This is a genomic window from Thermaurantimonas sp. (assembly GCF_046299575.1).
Classification (GTDB): domain Bacteria; phylum Bacteroidota; class Bacteroidia; order Flavobacteriales; family Schleiferiaceae; genus Thermaurantimonas.
The window spans coordinates 29299-44168 of record NZ_JBKBHX010000003.1 but is presented as its reverse complement, the minus strand read 5'-3'; the positions used below and the strand labels follow the sequence as shown (position 1 = coordinate 44168).

Sequence of the window (14870 nt, the reverse complement as noted above, 5' to 3'; positions counted from 1 at the left end):
CCAAGCGCATTACTACTTTTGCAGTCGGGCAAGTCCCATACAACCAGCTCCTCGTGAATCCCCCAGGTCAGGAATGAAGCAAGGGTGGCGGGTCGCAGCGGTGTGATATGGTCAGCTTGCCCTTTCTTTTTATTATAGGGTGTTAAAAAACAGATGCATATTGAGCCAAAAAGGGTGGTCATCACCGGCGGGCCCGGGAGCGGAAAAACCACCATACTAAACCAACTGCGAAAGAGAGGTTTTCCTGTTTTTGAAGAAATCTCCAGAGAGATAATTCGGCAGAGTCTGCAATCTGGCTCTGATATTTTGCCCTGGGATAATTTATTGGACTTTTCCCGCGAGGTTTTTTTCAGAAGGGCTAAACAATATCACGCAGCGAATAATGGATTGAGCTTTTACGACCGATCTGTGATCGATACATTGGCCTATTTGCCTCTTGACAATTTGAATCCCGACGAAGAGATGACAGCCTGGGTTTTGCAACACAAGTATTTTCCTACTGTTTTTATTGCACCCCCTTGGCGCGAAATATACAACCGGGACCCTGAACGAAGAGAAGATTGGGCCACTGCGGTGCGCATCCATGAATTACTTTCCGAAACATACACAAAATTTGGTTACGAGCTCGTGTCAATTCCTTTTTACACGCCCGAAAAAAGGACAGAATTTATTTTGAGAAAACTTGAAGAAGTGCAGTAGAAAGACTATCGTTGAATATGTAGTTTTTTGGTAAAATATTGATTTAAAAAATCAACTTTTACCACATAGAGACCACTTGCCAGAGTTTCGGTTGAAATTCTTTCAGTAACCCGTTCAGTATTTATGGCCAACACTTCTCTACCTGTGATGTCAAATATAGCTATTTTGGCAGAAGATTGTACTGGGAATTGTATTTCAAAAAAATCTCTTGCTGGATTGGGAAAAATTAAAATTTTATCAACGATATTTTCCTCTTTTTGACTCAAAGTGCCACGATAAAAATAGAGAATTTTATTGTTTCTTTTTGGGTTATTACTTTGTTCATAAGTCAAGTCATATTCTTCCAAAAGTCTATCGTTCGCGATAGTTCTAATCCATTCTGTACCATTTTTGTAAAGCGAGTCTTTTTGTACGTAAACTCGGCCGCATAAATAGCCCAAATTGTCGTAATAGAAAAACAAATCACCTGAATATGTATATTTTTTATCTGAATTATTAAAACTTTCGGTGATTATTTTGTTTATTCTGTCACCTTCATATACGAAGGTACCTCTAGATATTTTTAGCCATTTTCCGTTAAAAAACTCATATTCCGTCTGAAAAAGTTTTCCGTTTTGATAATATGGTATCACTCTCTCAAATGGACTAAGGAAGTAAAATTTCATGTAAAATGTATAAGTTGTAGGTCCAAATCCTGTATTTAAATCTTCATAATACGATTAAGTAAACCTAAAATAATAGTCATATAGCTGAGTACATATATACTTAAATTTATGGTCCAGAGTATATCTGTCGATATATCCATATTCCCATGTCATATCTTCCATTTCACCATATTCATCAGCTCCAGACAATTGTCTGTCGGAAGTAGGCAATCCGGTGACAGGATGATACTGAATATTTGTAAAAACTAATTGGCCTTTTTGATTAAAAACCTTTGCAGGTTTTTGTAAAAAATTATATTCAATAAAAATGGAATCTTTTTCCACTTCAATCCATACCCCGTCAGGTCTTTGCGAATAACGTTTAATTACTGTTAGGTTTTTATTGTGATCAGTGATAAAATAATATTTCATTGGATATGGTGTACGCCATGGTTCGAGGTAGGCGATTAATGAATCTGGATATCTTCCTGAAGAATAATAGAAATGTATGGAACGAGGTTGACCCGAATCAGGTTTTGAATAAACATATGCTATTCGACCATCAGAGGTGTAATGCAACACATCGTATCGGTAGAGGTTATATGATTGTGTCAGGTGATTGTATTTTAAATGAACGATTGAATCAGGGGTGAGCTGCACTTGTAGCTCATTGGTTAATTTTTTTTGCGCAAGGTATCCATTGAAGTGCGATTTGGTATCCAGAAATCTAGCTGTAATATGATCAGCAACTGGGGCTGGATAATTTTGCAAAAATTGGCTTTGAATAAAGATAGGTAATATAGCTAAAAAGGGAAGTAGGAAGTTCTTTGAAAAGCAGTACATTATTATTTGAAGCTTTAACTATTTCAAAAAAAACAAAATTTCTTCAAGCATAATATGACATTTGGGATTTTTTTTTTTGCGTAAATAAAAACCCTCCCGAATAAAAGCGGGAGGGTTAAATTGATAAATTTGAGTTTGCTTATCGAACAATCAACTTTTTAACTGCTATGTATTCTGCACTGTTTGCTGTCAATATATAGGTGCCTGCCGGAAGACCGTTGAGTGAAATTTCTCCCATTTGGCCGGATAAAACATCATTTTTTAATGGTCTTCCGGTTAAATCGGTTAAAGAGATTTTCCACTCGGCATCAAACGGCAGGGTCAGGTGAATGCTTGTAGAGGCTGGATTAGGATATATGTTTATATAGTTTTGATCGTCTTTGAACTCATTTACTGAAATGTTGCTTCTATAGAAGAAAACATCTTTTGTGCTAGGTTGATAACCTATTCCAGGTGTGTAAAACATGAGTATCTCTTCAGTAAGCTTGCCACCAGTATAAGTTCTTTCGTATTTGTTTCCTGAGGTATCTACTGACTGCGCGGTGTAGAATATGTACAACTCACCGCTGTAATTTCCTTGAGCGTCATATAAAATGAGTTTGCGGTTTTCGAGCACAAATGATGTGCCTACCTTTTTTTGATAATCGATGACTTGCACTTTGCCGGCATTTACAGTGGGGATGATTCTGCCTACAGTATCCCATGCTGTACCGTTGTGCTCTTGTCTGGTTAAAAAGGCGATAGCACTGCCACTGTAGCTGGGCAGAAGTCTTTCTGTTAGCTTCATTTGCATGGTTGCCGGATCGAGTTCACTGGCTTGATAGCTGGTAGGGCCATTGTTGTAAGCATAGTTATACGTTTCAAACAATTCATATCTTGGATATATGCTTTTGCATAACTCCTCATAATTAAGAAAAATACTCCGTAAATCGAGATGGCCTAACTCCCAGGTACAGTTTTCATATTTGATGAAATCAATTGGCACTCCTAATTGAGCAAGGTCAATGGCAAAAGTCACGTTTTTCTCAAGACCAGTAGTTGCGTCGTAAGTAATGTTTTTAATCGACATTACATTTTTGTACGGGCCGCCTTGTTCTGATACGAAATATCTGATTTCTTGAGGCTTTGGTGGGTTTGCAGTATTGTTTATAATATGAAGAGAATCGGCCATCGATAGTTGCCAGCTGTTGTTTACCCACATGTAGGTTTTTGTTTTAATAAGCTTGTTTTGACTGTCGAAGAATAATTCCATTTTTTCGTTAGGCTGTGAACTCGAAGACGGACTCGAATTTACAAGTATTGTGGTAGCAAAGGGTGTTCCTGGATACTGAAAATCAATGGTCTGAGTAAGGTTGCCTTGCACATACGTTTTTACAAAATCCACCTTTTGGAGTGCGGAATACTGAAGAATTTCATAGCCGATGAGATTATACTGGGTTCCATCGAAAGAATAGTTGACAATCGAATCGGGAATCAAAACGTTAGCAGGCTTTTGTTGATACAGAGAGGAAGACCTGCTTGCAGCGCGTAGCATCTTTTTAAGCTCTTGATGCGGATTCTTTCTCAGTTCTTCCAGTTGCTTCTTCTTTTTAAGTTCGTATTCTTTAATCGGACCACCTGATACGAATAAAAAGATTGAATAAAAGACTGTGATAAGAAAGATAGAGATTCTTTTCATGTGTGTCATTTTTTTTATCAACTTATAAAACGGCAAATGACATGCCTTAGGTTAGGAGAACATTCCGAAGTAGCCTTTTAAAACTGTTGCAACTGGATTTTTTCTTTTAAAGTCTTGCAATCCTTTTGTGAACAGTGTTCTTGAGGCCTTCTGTCAACGACGGTGATTTCCGGCCCAAGTGGGCAGTTTTCACGGCAGCGGAGGCGATAGTGACTCGAGAGTTTGTCAGTCATAAAAATTACAGCCGTCTTTTGACCACTTAGACTTTGCATAAAGTACTTTACAAAGCGCGCATCGGTTGTGAGGTGATACTCTACTCTGGTGATCTGATAGCCGTCGTTAGGCCAGAATTTTGCAATATATTCGTTCAGCTCATCGGTGTAGTGGTAGAAATTTTGTCCTGCCCTAGAAACCTCTTCCATTGCTCGTCGGCCCGCGTAAATTGCAACCAGTCGGGTTCCTTCATAACGCGTAAGCATAGGCTGGCAATCGTCACATGCACACTTAATATCAACACCTTCCATAAACATCTTACCTCTGCAATCGAAACTGCATAAATATCGGCATTCATATACCCAACTTTGAGAAGATTGAGCTGCAACATGATTAATCGATGTACTTATTGAAATGAAAAGGATAAAAAAAGTGCTAAAGCAACATTGAGAAAAAAGTGAATTAGTAGTGGTCCACAATAATTTAAAGGGGTATTGAATCATTTTGGGGTGAATTTGCTGAAATTTAAGGTCAAAAGTACACTTGTTAGTAAAAAATAAGACCCTCCTTCTGGTCGCCTAGAGCGCTGGCTTTTTTACAGATGTATTTCATGGCCGACATTAGAGCAAGGAGGGCGTCGAAATGGTGCCAAGATTCAATAGATGATTCTTTTAAAGAGATGGCAGGGTTAAAGAGCGATGCAATTTTTGCACGGCAGGTCTGTAGGTGAGTTTTATCTTTTTTATAGCCGAGAACTAATAGGTCGAGTTCGCTTGCAAGGAGTTTGGGATAAGTTTCAAAAACAAAAATACCCATCAGAGCTAGTTTATCGCGCAGTCTTATAGCCCTGGCGGTAAGTCCGCCTAAAAACATTGGCGACATAGCTCCACATTGGATGTCTGCTTTGCGATAGAAGTAATCGTCGAACCCTTCAAGACCGACATACCGGCCAGGTAGAGAGAGGGGCGCGTCGAGAAAAATGCAATCTGGTGAAAAGTGAATTGCTGACTGCTCAATAAATGCATCAGCATCTTCCTCTTTTTTACAGCTAAGAAAATAGATTTTAAAGGGTTCATAAACTGCTATCACAGTGGTGCCGGCATACCGACTGCCAAAATCAACACCAAAGAGAACGCATTCAGGTGGCAGGCATGTCATTTGGTTTTGAAAATTTCTTTGATAACTTTGGTGCGATAGCTAAAGATTTTTTGGAGTCTAGGTTTTATTAAGACCGGGTGCAAAAAGTTGCCTAAAGGTGCAAGTGGCAGCTGATAGCTTACGATATCAGTGACGAGAATGCCTTGGTCGGTTTGCTTAAAATGGTGCTCGTGATGCCACATGGCATAAGGGCCAATACGCTGCTCATCCACAAAAAACTCGTGCCGACGAATATGGGTTATTTCGGTGACCCATTCGGTGGGTATGCCGAAAAGCGGACGAACAGTGTATGCGATGATGAGACCTTCGTACATCTCATCGGGCACAGGAGTTTTGATTACGAAGCCCATATCTGGTGGTGTTATTCTTTGAAGATTAAAGGGTGTGGCAAAAAATTTCCACACGTTGTCCATAGTATCTTGAATGAGTACTTCTTCTTTTAGTTGGTACATAATTTTTTGTGATTTTTCATTAAAAGAAAAAATATTGGAAAATTGTTTATTGTGGTTTGGGTGAGCTGTAGAATTGGTGATAGCTGTAGAAGACACGAAGTGGATTAAAATCAATTTGGCACGGGTAAATGGAGGCATTCGTAAGGAATTCGTATGTTTTCGGAAATGAACAATAAGCCTCTCACGCTGCTGCCGCCTGACGGATGGCAGAAATAAGCCGCAGCAGGTGGGTGCTGTGGTATAAGGGTACAGATAGCAACTCCATACGATGTCAGCTTTAGCTGCCTTGTAAGAACTAGCCCGTAGGGCAGACAATTCAGTCATTTGTAATGCGCCCACCTGCAAGGCGAATAAGGCACCCAACCTGGGACAATATCAAAATATCAACAAAAAAAATACACCCAAATGACTGAAAGGAGCCAACGTACCTTTGTGGCGTATGAATGTGCACGACAAAGAAGTAAATGAAAGACTGGTAGCTGATGGACGATATGTTCCTCTAATGGAGGAGTTTTACACCATTCAGGGGGAAGGATTTCACACGGGCAAGGCAGCTTATTTCGTGCGCATCGGTGGGTGCGATGTGGGCTGCCACTGGTGTGATGTGAAAGAGAGTTGGAATGCTGCTTTGCATCCGCCGACCGCAGTTGAGGAAATTGCCGAGCGTTCGGCAAAACATTCAACTACTGTGGTAGTAACTGGTGGGGAACCCTTAACATGGAATATGGGGCCACTGACTAAGGCATTAAAAGAGCGTGGAATAACAATACACCTTGAAACTTCAGGCTCATATCCCGTCACCGGCACATGGGATTGGGTGTGCCTTTCGCCCAAAAAGACAAAGCCTCCTCTGCCTGAGTGGTATGCACTGGCTAATGAACTAAAGGTAATCGTGTACAATCGCCACGACCTGAAGTGGGCTGAAATGCACGCTGAGAAAGTAGGAAAGCAATGTGCGCTCTTCCTGCAGCCGGAGTGGAGCCGTCGAAAGGAAGTGATGCCCATCATTGCTGAGTATGTGATGGCAAATCCGAAGTGGAGGGTTTCACTGCAAACGCATAAATACATAGGAATTCCATAAGATGCAATGGTGGGGAGTTTCTTGGGCGAATCTTTTAGCGATTATAGTAGCTGCATGCTCTGGAGAGAAAGATGATGCGACAGCTCTTTGGAGAGGGCCACATTTGGGCTTTCCTGTAGTGCATTATCCGGCCGATGCCCTACCATCGGAAGAGCGGGTAGCCCTGGGACGAAAGTTGTTTTTTGACCCGGGATTATCAATCGATTCTACAGTTAGCTGTGGTACGTGTCATAAACCGGAATTAGCCTTTACCGATGGACTTGAAAAAAGCATCGGCCATGCTGGTCAAACGACTGCCCGAAATGCGCCTACTCTATTCAATGTGGCATGGCATCCTTATTTTTTTAAGGAAGGTGGAAATCCACGACTGGAGTCACAGATGCTTGGGCCGCTTGAAAATCCTGAAGAAATGGCCACAAATGTTCCCATGCTCATCGATCGGATAAATGCCCATTCAGAATACCGAAAACTATTTAAAAAAGCCTATGGCGTAGATACAGTGGATTTCTATCACCTGAGCAGGGCTATTGCCACTTATGAGCGAACCTTGGTTTCAGGTTTTTCGCGCTGGGATGCATGGTATTATCTGAGCGAAAAGTCTCTGACAGAAGATGAATTATCCGGTTGGAGGCTTTTTACCGGAAAAGCCGGCTGTATCAGCTGTCACAACGGGCCTGACCTGACGGATTACTCCCTTCAGAATATCGGCCTACATGAAAAATATGAAGATGTAGGACTCTTTAGAAGAACCAGGGATTCGGCTGATATCGGAAAAATGAAGACACCAACTTTGAGAAATTTAATTTACACAGCACCTTACATGCACGATGGCAGTGTTTTAACTCTGGAAAGTGTAGTGGAGCATTACAACAGTGGTGGAAAAAATCATCCGGCCAGGTCGCCTTTGATCCGTCCGCTGATGCTGACCGATGAGGAAAAAAGTCAGCTGGTAGCCATACTTAAAGCTTTCTCGGATACTGTGATGCCGGTCAGGAAATAATGACCAAAATTTTTACGAAATCCAGTACATTCAAATTCAGATTTTCACAGTAAAGGTGCTGCCCTGGTCTCCGGATTCGACACTGATGGTGCCTTTGTGAAGCTCGACTATTTTTTTGGTTAATGAGAGGCCGATTCCGGATCCATTGGATAGATGCTTGTTTTTGCCCCTGTAAAATGGGATAAATATCTTTTCAACTTCGTCGTCAGGTATCCCCGGGCCATGATCTATAAATTGAATTGACAATACGTGACCGGTTCCTTTGTCTGCTGAATTTGATTCAGCCGAAATGCGTACGATACATGTATGATCCGGGGAATATTTACAGGAATTTTCCATAAGGTTCAGAAAAGCCGTTTTCAGCAAATATTCATTGGCACGGCACGTCAGCACATCCACCATTTCAGTTGTAAAGTTTTGGTTATAAGAAATTTCAACGGAGTATTCAGCATTTGCATTCAGCAGGAGTTCACGGGCATCGAGTAGTACTTCGTCGATTCGCACATTTTTAAATGCAATTTTTGAAGGGTCATAACTGGCTCTGGCTAAATCCAGCAGACTGGATGACATTCGAGACAGCCTGCGTGCGTCTGTAAGTGCAGATTGAAGGGATCTGTGGAGTTCTACAGGTGAGCGTGGTTTGGCCAGCAAGTATTCGAGTTCTGCAATTATGGATGTAAGAGGGGTTCGTAGCTCATGGGCTATGTTTGATACAAAAGCCTTCTGAGCTTCAAAGGAATTTTCAAGCCTTGCGAGCATTTCGTTGAAAGTCTGAGCCAATTCAGAAAGCTCGTCGCGTGTATGGTAATCAGGTAATCGAAGGTCGAGATTTGTGGCGGTGATTCGTCGAGCTCGCCGTGTGATTTCCTTGATAGGGTCAAGGGCCTTTTTCGACAGAAATATTCCGGATATATAAATCATCACAAGTGCCGGAATGGATAAAGCTATCATGGTCAACAGCAGACTGTGCAGTTTGGCATATCCGTATCGGTCGTACGCAGCGGCTGTTATTAAATAGGTCTGATCACTGATTTGATGCTTTAGCCCTATTACCTGCCAATCCTTTTGATAGAAGCCTACTTCTCCAAGAATAAGTATTTGCTTTAGTAGTTCGGGTGTCTCTTTAACGAAATCGATATTGACATCGTCGTGGTACAAAAGCGAAAAGGAAGTGTCGTACACGGCTACTTCAGCTTCGATCTGAAGCATTCGGTTGCTCTTGTAGATTTTTTGCAAGGTAGTAGGCTCCAGTCCGGCGGAGTAGAGGAGATTGCACTTGGTGATGGCTTCGTTTTGCAGATAGTTGAAAAATTCCTTCTCGCGGGTAGAACTGGCGCTGTAGTACATGCTTCCAGCAAAAATCAATAGTATGATCCCCGTAATACAAGTAAACCACAGCGTTATGCGCATCCGGAGTTTCATCGCGCAGAAATTTGGACGAATGTAACGAATCAGGCCTTACCAGATTTATCCCATCTGGAAAAAAGCTAATCAAAATGCAGCTTGTATGCAGTACTCCCTATCTTTGGCACATTCCTAATCAATCATTCATGCACGCTGAAATTAAAAACTATATCCAGACCAACAGAGATCGATTTTTAGAAGAACTCATGGAATTGCTGCGCATACCGAGCGTGAGTGCTGACCCTAAATACAAAAGCGATGTGGAAAAGGCTGCACAGCTTACCGCACACTTTCTTAAAAAAGCCGGTGTAAAAGATGTGGAAGTTTGCTCTACGCCTGGATATCCGGTAGTTTATGGAGAATACATAAAGGATTCGAAATTGCCGACTGTACTGGTTTACGGCCATTACGATGTGCAGCCACCGGATCCATTGGATCTCTGGGAATCAGGCCCCTTTGAGCCGGTAATTAAAAAAACGGATATTCATCCGCAGGGAGCCATTTTTGCTCGTGGTGCCTGTGACGACAAGGGGCAGTTTTTCATGCATATAAAGGCCGTAGAGGCCATGATTGCTACCGATACTTTGCCATGCAATGTAAAATTTATGATTGAAGGTGAAGAAGAGGTGGGCTCTGCCAATTTGGGTTGGTTTGTGGTCAATAACCGTGAGCGCCTGAAGTGCGATACAATACTTATTTCAGACACAGGTATTCTGTCCAATGATACTCCATCTATATGCACCGGTCTGCGCGGATTGAGTTATGTAGAAGTGGAAGTGACCGGTCCAAACCGAGACCTGCACTCCGGTTTGTACGGCGGTGCCGTGCCCAATCCAATCAATATCCTCGCAAAGATGATCTCTTCCCTGCATGATGAAAACAACCATATTACCATTCCGGGCTTTTATGACGATGTGGTAGAGCTTTCGGCAGAGGAGAGAGAATTAATGGCTCAGGCACCGCATAGCGATGAAGCCTTTAAAAAATCCATAGGCCTTAAAAATACATGGGGTGAAAAAGGCTACACCACACCTGAACGCACATCTATCCGTCCTACTTTGGATGTAAACGGCATCTGGGGCGGATATACCGGAGAAGGCGCCAAAACAGTGATTCCTTCCAAGGCTTTTGCCAAAATTTCAATGCGATTGGTGCCCAATCAGAATCCCGAAAAAATTACCGAACTCTTCAAAAAGCACTTTGAAGCGATTGCCCCTGATTGTGTATCCGTAGTAGTAAAGCCCCACCATGGAGGCGATCCGTACGTTTCACCTCTGGATAGTGCAGAATACCGTGCAGCCAGTGCAGCGATGGAAGCGACTTTTGGTAAAAAACCTGTCCCGGTACGCAGCGGTGGCAGTATACCCATCGTAGCACTCTTTGAACGTGAACTCGGCGTGAAATCAATCCTGATGGGATTCGGGCTCGACAGCGATGCTATCCATTCACCCAACGAACACTACGGACTTTTCAACTACTTTATCGGAATTGAGACTATTCCGTTGTTTTTTAAGAACTATGCAAAGCTGGCCGCGCAATAAGCTATCAAAATTGTAGTTTTTAGATTGATGCAGTTCAGGCATTTATTTACGGTCTTCTTTTCATTAGCATCGGCAGGGCTCTCAGGCCAGATCGGTGGGCGAGAGGTGTACCAGTTTCTGAATATCACCCCTGAGGCCAGAGTGGTGGCTATGGGTCGGCTGCCCATAGCCTACTGGGAGCCGGATGTAAATTTTGCCATCCTCAATCCAGCATTGATTCACGCTCAGCTTCATGGCTCGCTTAGCTTGAATGCAGTGAGCTTTCCGGCTGATATATTCATCGGAAGTGCCAACTATGCTCATCACTTTGATAAGGCAGGTACTTTCACACTGGGCATTCGCAGTTTTCAGTACGGAAAATTTGTGGCGGCCAATCAGTTTGGTGTGCAGACCGGTGAATTTGATGTTTCAGATCTTGTCATCACTCTTGGTCATGGCCGCGAAGTTTATGAAAACCTCTATGCAGGGGCCAATTTAAAAATCATAAATTCGGCCTATGAGCAGTACAGTTCCTTTGGGCTGGCTACTGACCTTGGGGTGACCTATCACATACCTGAAAAACTTTTGACATGGAGTCTATTGATCAGAAATGCCGGCTTCCAATGGGATCCCTATACGACAGAGCGCGGTCGCCTGCCTTTTGACCTCCAGATCGGTGTGAGCAATCGGTTCAGACATCTGCCGCTTCGTTGGCACATCACGGCTGATCAGTTGCACAGACCCGATGTCAGTTTTATCAATCCCGCCAATTCTCGCAGGGATCCTATCACCAGCCAGCTTATCGAAGAAAACATCACTTTGGCCAACAAAGTATTCCGTCATCTCAGTTTCGGGGCAGAGCTGTCTCCTACCAAAGGTTTTAATGTCGCTATCGGGTACAACTTTCGCATGCAGCAAGAGTTGCGAATGAATACTCGAAGGTCATCCGCCGGTCTGACGTTTGGATTTGGTTTCAGAGTCAGTAAGTTTATGATACAATATTCCAGAGGGGTATATCATGTGAGTGGCGCGGCTAACTTGTTTAGTGTTACCACGCGGTTTAGCGATTTTAAGAAAAAAGAAAAAGCTGATTAACCCGTTGAAACTTTGGTCGAAAGCGAATGCTCAGAGAGGGCTCTGAAATTTTCAAAACCAATTATTGTCAATCTATCTCCATATTTATTTTTTTTTAGAGAATCTAACATCACCATAAACGAATGGTCAATGATTTTTACAGCTGAAAGATCGATGATCAGGTGAGGAAATTCTTTATTTGATTCCAGCAAATTTTTAATGGCATTTCTGTGAGTGAATATGGCTGCTTCTTTCATCCTGATAGTGAGTGATGTAGCGGATTTTTCCAATGTATAGGCAGCACGGAAGAGATTTTTAAATGTAAGACCATAATGCATTTCAATTGCGGCTTTAATCAGCATTCCGGCTGCCACGCCCACCAGCAGATCTTCATATAAGGTGAAAAATATTGTCACCAAAAAAATTACAAATTGCTCTTTTCCAATTTTATAGACATGGATGAAGTGTTTTAGGGAAGCCAGGTTGTATCCTGCGAAGAGCAGTAGAGCAGCAAGAGATGCATTCGGAATCCATTCAATGACCGGGATAAACAGAAGCATCACAAGGAGCATAAAAAAACCGTGGAAAAAGTTTGCCCATTTGCTCTGTGCCCCAAAAGATGCATTCGAAGTACTGCGCACAACCTCCGAAATCATCGGCAGTCCGCCGAGCAGACCCGAAAACATATTTCCGGCACCCTGTCCGATTAAATCCCCATCTGGATTGACCTCTCTTTTCTTAGGATCTATTGACTCAAGCGCTTTCACGGTAAGTAAGGATTCAATCGTACTCACAAACAGAAACATGATAAAATATTTCCAGAATAACCCTTGCTTTACTGCAGTGAAATCAGGCCTGATATTGATGGAGTCCCAGAAGTTTCCGATGTGCACCAATTCATAGGTCAATGCATTGGTCTTCATCTGCCAGTATATTGCCAATCCGATGGACGCTGTCAGTATCCATATGGGAGCAGGTAATCTCCTGATCGATTTTATTGTAATAAACGGGTAAATGATCAGAAGTCCCAAACTGAGGAATCCAATGATTGCCACTTGCATCTGAATGTTTTCAAAAAAAACAGGAATTGACACGAATAACTCCACAGGACTGAGATTTTTATATAAGGCAGGATCCACACCGAGCAGTATGGGTATGTGCTTCAGAATTATGATTAAGCCAATGGCTGCCAACATACCATGAACCACTGTCTCGGGAAAATACTCGCTTATACTACCGAGTTTAAAAATCCCAAAAAGAATCTGTGCAACACCCACAAGCAAAACAATGGCTGAGATTGTACCCCAGGCCGAGTCTATGCCACCGAAATCTGCTATAGCTGCTGCCACTACTGTGATCAGACCAGCCGCCGGCCCCTTGATGGCAAGGGGTGTAACTCTGAAAAGCGATGTAACCATGCCGCCTATCATGGCAGTGAGTATGCCCATAGCAGGTGGGTATCCGCTGGCTCTGGCAATGCCCAGGCTAAGGGGTAGTGCCAAGAGAAAAATTTGAAATCCTGACCTTAGGTCTTTCAGAAGATTAGTTTTCGCACAGTCAATCAATTGATTATAGAAATTCCTTTTTAGCCCCCAAATTAAAAAAAAAGGAATTTAGTCAATTAAGTGGAAATCGATTGATAGCTAAAAGGAAAAATTAGAAATGGTAATTTATTACAGCGTTGTAAAGCAACATATTTACCCTGTTGATTTCAAGATCAGGTGTAAGGGATTGATCTTGAGCGTTGATTTTAGAAGTTATCAATACATGCATATCTAAACCCTCCAAAACGCCTTTAAACTCATGGTAAACGTCGAGATTGATGTGGTAATAAGAGGGCATTTTGTATTTGTTCAGTCGAACATTGTCGATGTTAGGTAAATCGAAATATCCCGAGTGAAAAGCTATGACCCATGATTCTGAAGGTTCATAAGTTATTTTTAAGGCATATGCATGAACATCGCCGGCACCTTCGTTTCGCTCGCGAGGTATGAAGGTGAAGAACGGTTCGCGTCCCCATTCTCTGGGCATGATATATCTGCCTTGTGACGTGATTCTGTTGTAGTTAAGCGAAAATTGAAATTTTTCAAGATCTAAACCAGCTTTTAATCCATATGTAGCTGCCTTATGATGTATTGGAATATATCGGAATTGTGGGTCATCGTTGCCACCGTTTCCTATGGCATGTTGAAAGATGCCTTGCACAGCACTGAAGAGATTTCCAAATCGGGTTGGTGTAAATGCATCAGCCTGAACGAAAGTGGAATACATCACATTGTCGATGAGCATGTGCCAATTGGAAATCTGAAGATATTTTTTAGGATGATATAAGAGTCCGGCAAGGGCGACGTATTGAGCTTTTACGTGGTCGTGGTAATGATTGGGATGTCCAGTCTCATCAAATCCTTGTGGAAACAGGCCGATGGATTCGCCAATTTTGTATACAGAAATGGTACTTCTGGGCGAAATAGAATTAAAAATACCCGCATCTACTGAAAAACTTTCAAATTCATTGATTTCGCTCCAAATGCCTTGTATCGCCGTTGGGCGCATTCTTCCGTCTTGGAGATTGATAAATGGTGTGTTGATGAGTTGACGGCCTACTTTTAGGGATGATTTTTTGCCGAAGTTGTACTTTATGTAAAATTCCTCCAACCGATCCATTTCATGTCTGTTGCGCGGATCGGTAATGTCAAAAAGTTCAAGTTCGTAACGACTCCCCTTGTTGCTAAGAGAGTCCAAACGGTCGAGGGGTGATGAGTGCAGGTTAAAGATGTAAAATCCTCCCAAACCATACTGAAAATTTTTGTAAGGAGCACTTTCGTACTTAAAACCTCCTCCAAAGGCTTTAGCGAAATAATCACTTAGAAGTCCATTGTTATCAGTATGACTGTAGAAGTATCGGAAATGCCCGTGAATCGTCCCATTTTTAAAGGCGTTCAAAGGTGAATTTTGATTTTTTGGATTTCTCTCCGGGCCTTTCCAGATATTTGGTTTTTCGAGAATGTCTTGGTGTTGAGCAAAAACTGTCTGAAACAGGAGTAATAAAGTAAAAGCTTTCCCAAACGGAAATATTCTCATCAATCCAAAAAAGTTTTTTTAAG

Annotated in this window: 14 protein-coding genes and 1 other RNA gene; 6 read left to right on the top strand and 9 right to left on the bottom strand. The window is 42.2% G+C overall.

The genetic code is table 11. The annotated features are described in order from the left end of the window. Window positions 1-26: 26 nt before the first annotated feature. Window positions 27-125: signal recognition particle sRNA small type (gene ffs, locus ACK4EX_RS05240), an RNA gene on the top strand. A gap of 28 nt (window positions 126-153) precedes the next feature. Continuing rightward, a complete protein-coding gene (locus ACK4EX_RS05235; protein ID WP_277028481.1) occupies window positions 154-699 on the top strand; it encodes an AAA family ATPase in 546 nt (181 codons plus the stop codon). A 5-nt stretch (window positions 700-704) separates the two neighbouring features. On the opposite strand, the gene ACK4EX_RS05230 is transcribed toward ACK4EX_RS05235, so the two are convergent. The 6 genes from ACK4EX_RS05230 to ACK4EX_RS05205 all read right to left on the bottom strand — a co-directional run bounded on the left by ACK4EX_RS05230 (window position 705) and on the right by ACK4EX_RS05205 (window position 6011). Next, on the bottom strand, window positions 705-1364 hold the full coding sequence (locus tag ACK4EX_RS05230; protein WP_409770455.1) for a T9SS type A sorting domain-containing protein: 660 nt from the start codon (window positions 1362-1364) through the stop codon (window positions 705-707). 54 nt (window positions 1365-1418) lie between these two features. Then, a complete protein-coding gene (locus ACK4EX_RS05225; RefSeq protein ID WP_409770452.1) occupies window positions 1419-2114 on the bottom strand; it encodes a hypothetical protein in 696 nt (231 codons plus the stop codon). Window positions 2115-2325: 211 nt separating this feature from the next. Then, window positions 2326-3864 carry a T9SS type A sorting domain-containing protein gene (locus tag ACK4EX_RS05220; RefSeq protein ID WP_277028479.1) on the bottom strand — a complete coding sequence of 513 codons (1539 nt, stop codon included), beginning with the start codon at window positions 3862-3864 and terminating at the stop codon, window positions 2326-2328. A 77-nt stretch (window positions 3865-3941) separates the two neighbouring features. Then, complete coding sequence (locus ACK4EX_RS05215) at window positions 3942-4388, bottom strand: hypothetical protein (RefSeq protein ID WP_409770450.1); 447 nt, start codon at window positions 4386-4388, stop codon at window positions 3942-3944. A 235-nt stretch (window positions 4389-4623) separates the two neighbouring features. Continuing rightward, complete coding sequence (locus tag ACK4EX_RS05210) at window positions 4624-5235, bottom strand: hypothetical protein (protein ID WP_409770448.1); 612 nt, start codon at window positions 5233-5235, stop codon at window positions 4624-4626. Further along, the gene (locus ACK4EX_RS05205) at window positions 5232-6011 is read right to left on the bottom strand and encodes an SRPBCC family protein (RefSeq protein WP_277028475.1); all 780 of its coding nucleotides are present in this window, start codon (window positions 6009-6011) and stop codon (window positions 5232-5234) included. Before ACK4EX_RS05205 ends, ACK4EX_RS05210 begins: the two co-directional genes overlap by 4 nt. A 115-nt stretch (window positions 6012-6126) precedes the next feature. Here ACK4EX_RS05205 and ACK4EX_RS05200 point away from each other — a divergent pair, with 115 nt between their 5' ends. Beyond that, window positions 6127-6768, top strand: coding sequence for a 7-carboxy-7-deazaguanine synthase QueE (locus ACK4EX_RS05200; RefSeq protein ID WP_277028474.1), 642 nt, complete (start codon window positions 6127-6129; stop codon window positions 6766-6768). 1 nt (window position 6769) lies between these two features. Next, on the top strand, window positions 6770-7768 hold the full coding sequence (locus tag ACK4EX_RS05195; RefSeq protein ID WP_409770446.1) for a cytochrome-c peroxidase: 999 nt from the start codon (window positions 6770-6772) through the stop codon (window positions 7766-7768). Window positions 7769-7804: 36 nt separating this feature from the next. Here the strand turns inward: ACK4EX_RS05195 and ACK4EX_RS05190 are convergent, their stop codons facing one another. Continuing rightward, on the bottom strand, window positions 7805-9190 hold the full coding sequence (locus tag ACK4EX_RS05190) for an ATP-binding protein (protein ID WP_409770444.1): 1386 nt from the start codon (window positions 9188-9190) through the stop codon (window positions 7805-7807). A gap of 128 nt (window positions 9191-9318) precedes the next feature. Between ACK4EX_RS05190 and ACK4EX_RS05185 the strand changes: the two genes are divergently transcribed. Together ACK4EX_RS05185 and porQ are read left to right on the top strand one after the other, a co-directional pair. Next, the gene (locus tag ACK4EX_RS05185) at window positions 9319-10713 is read left to right on the top strand and encodes a dipeptidase (protein ID WP_277028619.1); all 1395 of its coding nucleotides are present in this window, start codon (window positions 9319-9321) and stop codon (window positions 10711-10713) included. A gap of 27 nt (window positions 10714-10740) precedes the next feature. Further along, window positions 10741-11787 carry a type IX secretion system protein PorQ gene (gene porQ / locus ACK4EX_RS05180; protein ID WP_409770442.1) on the top strand — a complete coding sequence of 349 codons (1047 nt, stop codon included), beginning with the start codon at window positions 10741-10743 and terminating at the stop codon, window positions 11785-11787. On the opposite strand, the gene ACK4EX_RS05175 is transcribed toward porQ, so the two are convergent. Beyond that, window positions 11784-13331, bottom strand: a complete 1548-nt coding sequence (locus tag ACK4EX_RS05175) for a SulP family inorganic anion transporter (protein ID WP_409770439.1) — start codon at window positions 13329-13331, stop codon at window positions 11784-11786. The genes porQ and ACK4EX_RS05175 overlap by 4 nt on opposite strands. A gap of 91 nt (window positions 13332-13422) precedes the next feature. Continuing rightward, window positions 13423-14847 (bottom strand): OprD family outer membrane porin, encoded by a 1425-nt coding sequence (locus ACK4EX_RS05170; RefSeq protein ID WP_409770436.1) that lies wholly within the window; start codon window positions 14845-14847, stop codon window positions 13423-13425. Window positions 14848-14870 lie beyond the last annotated feature (23 nt).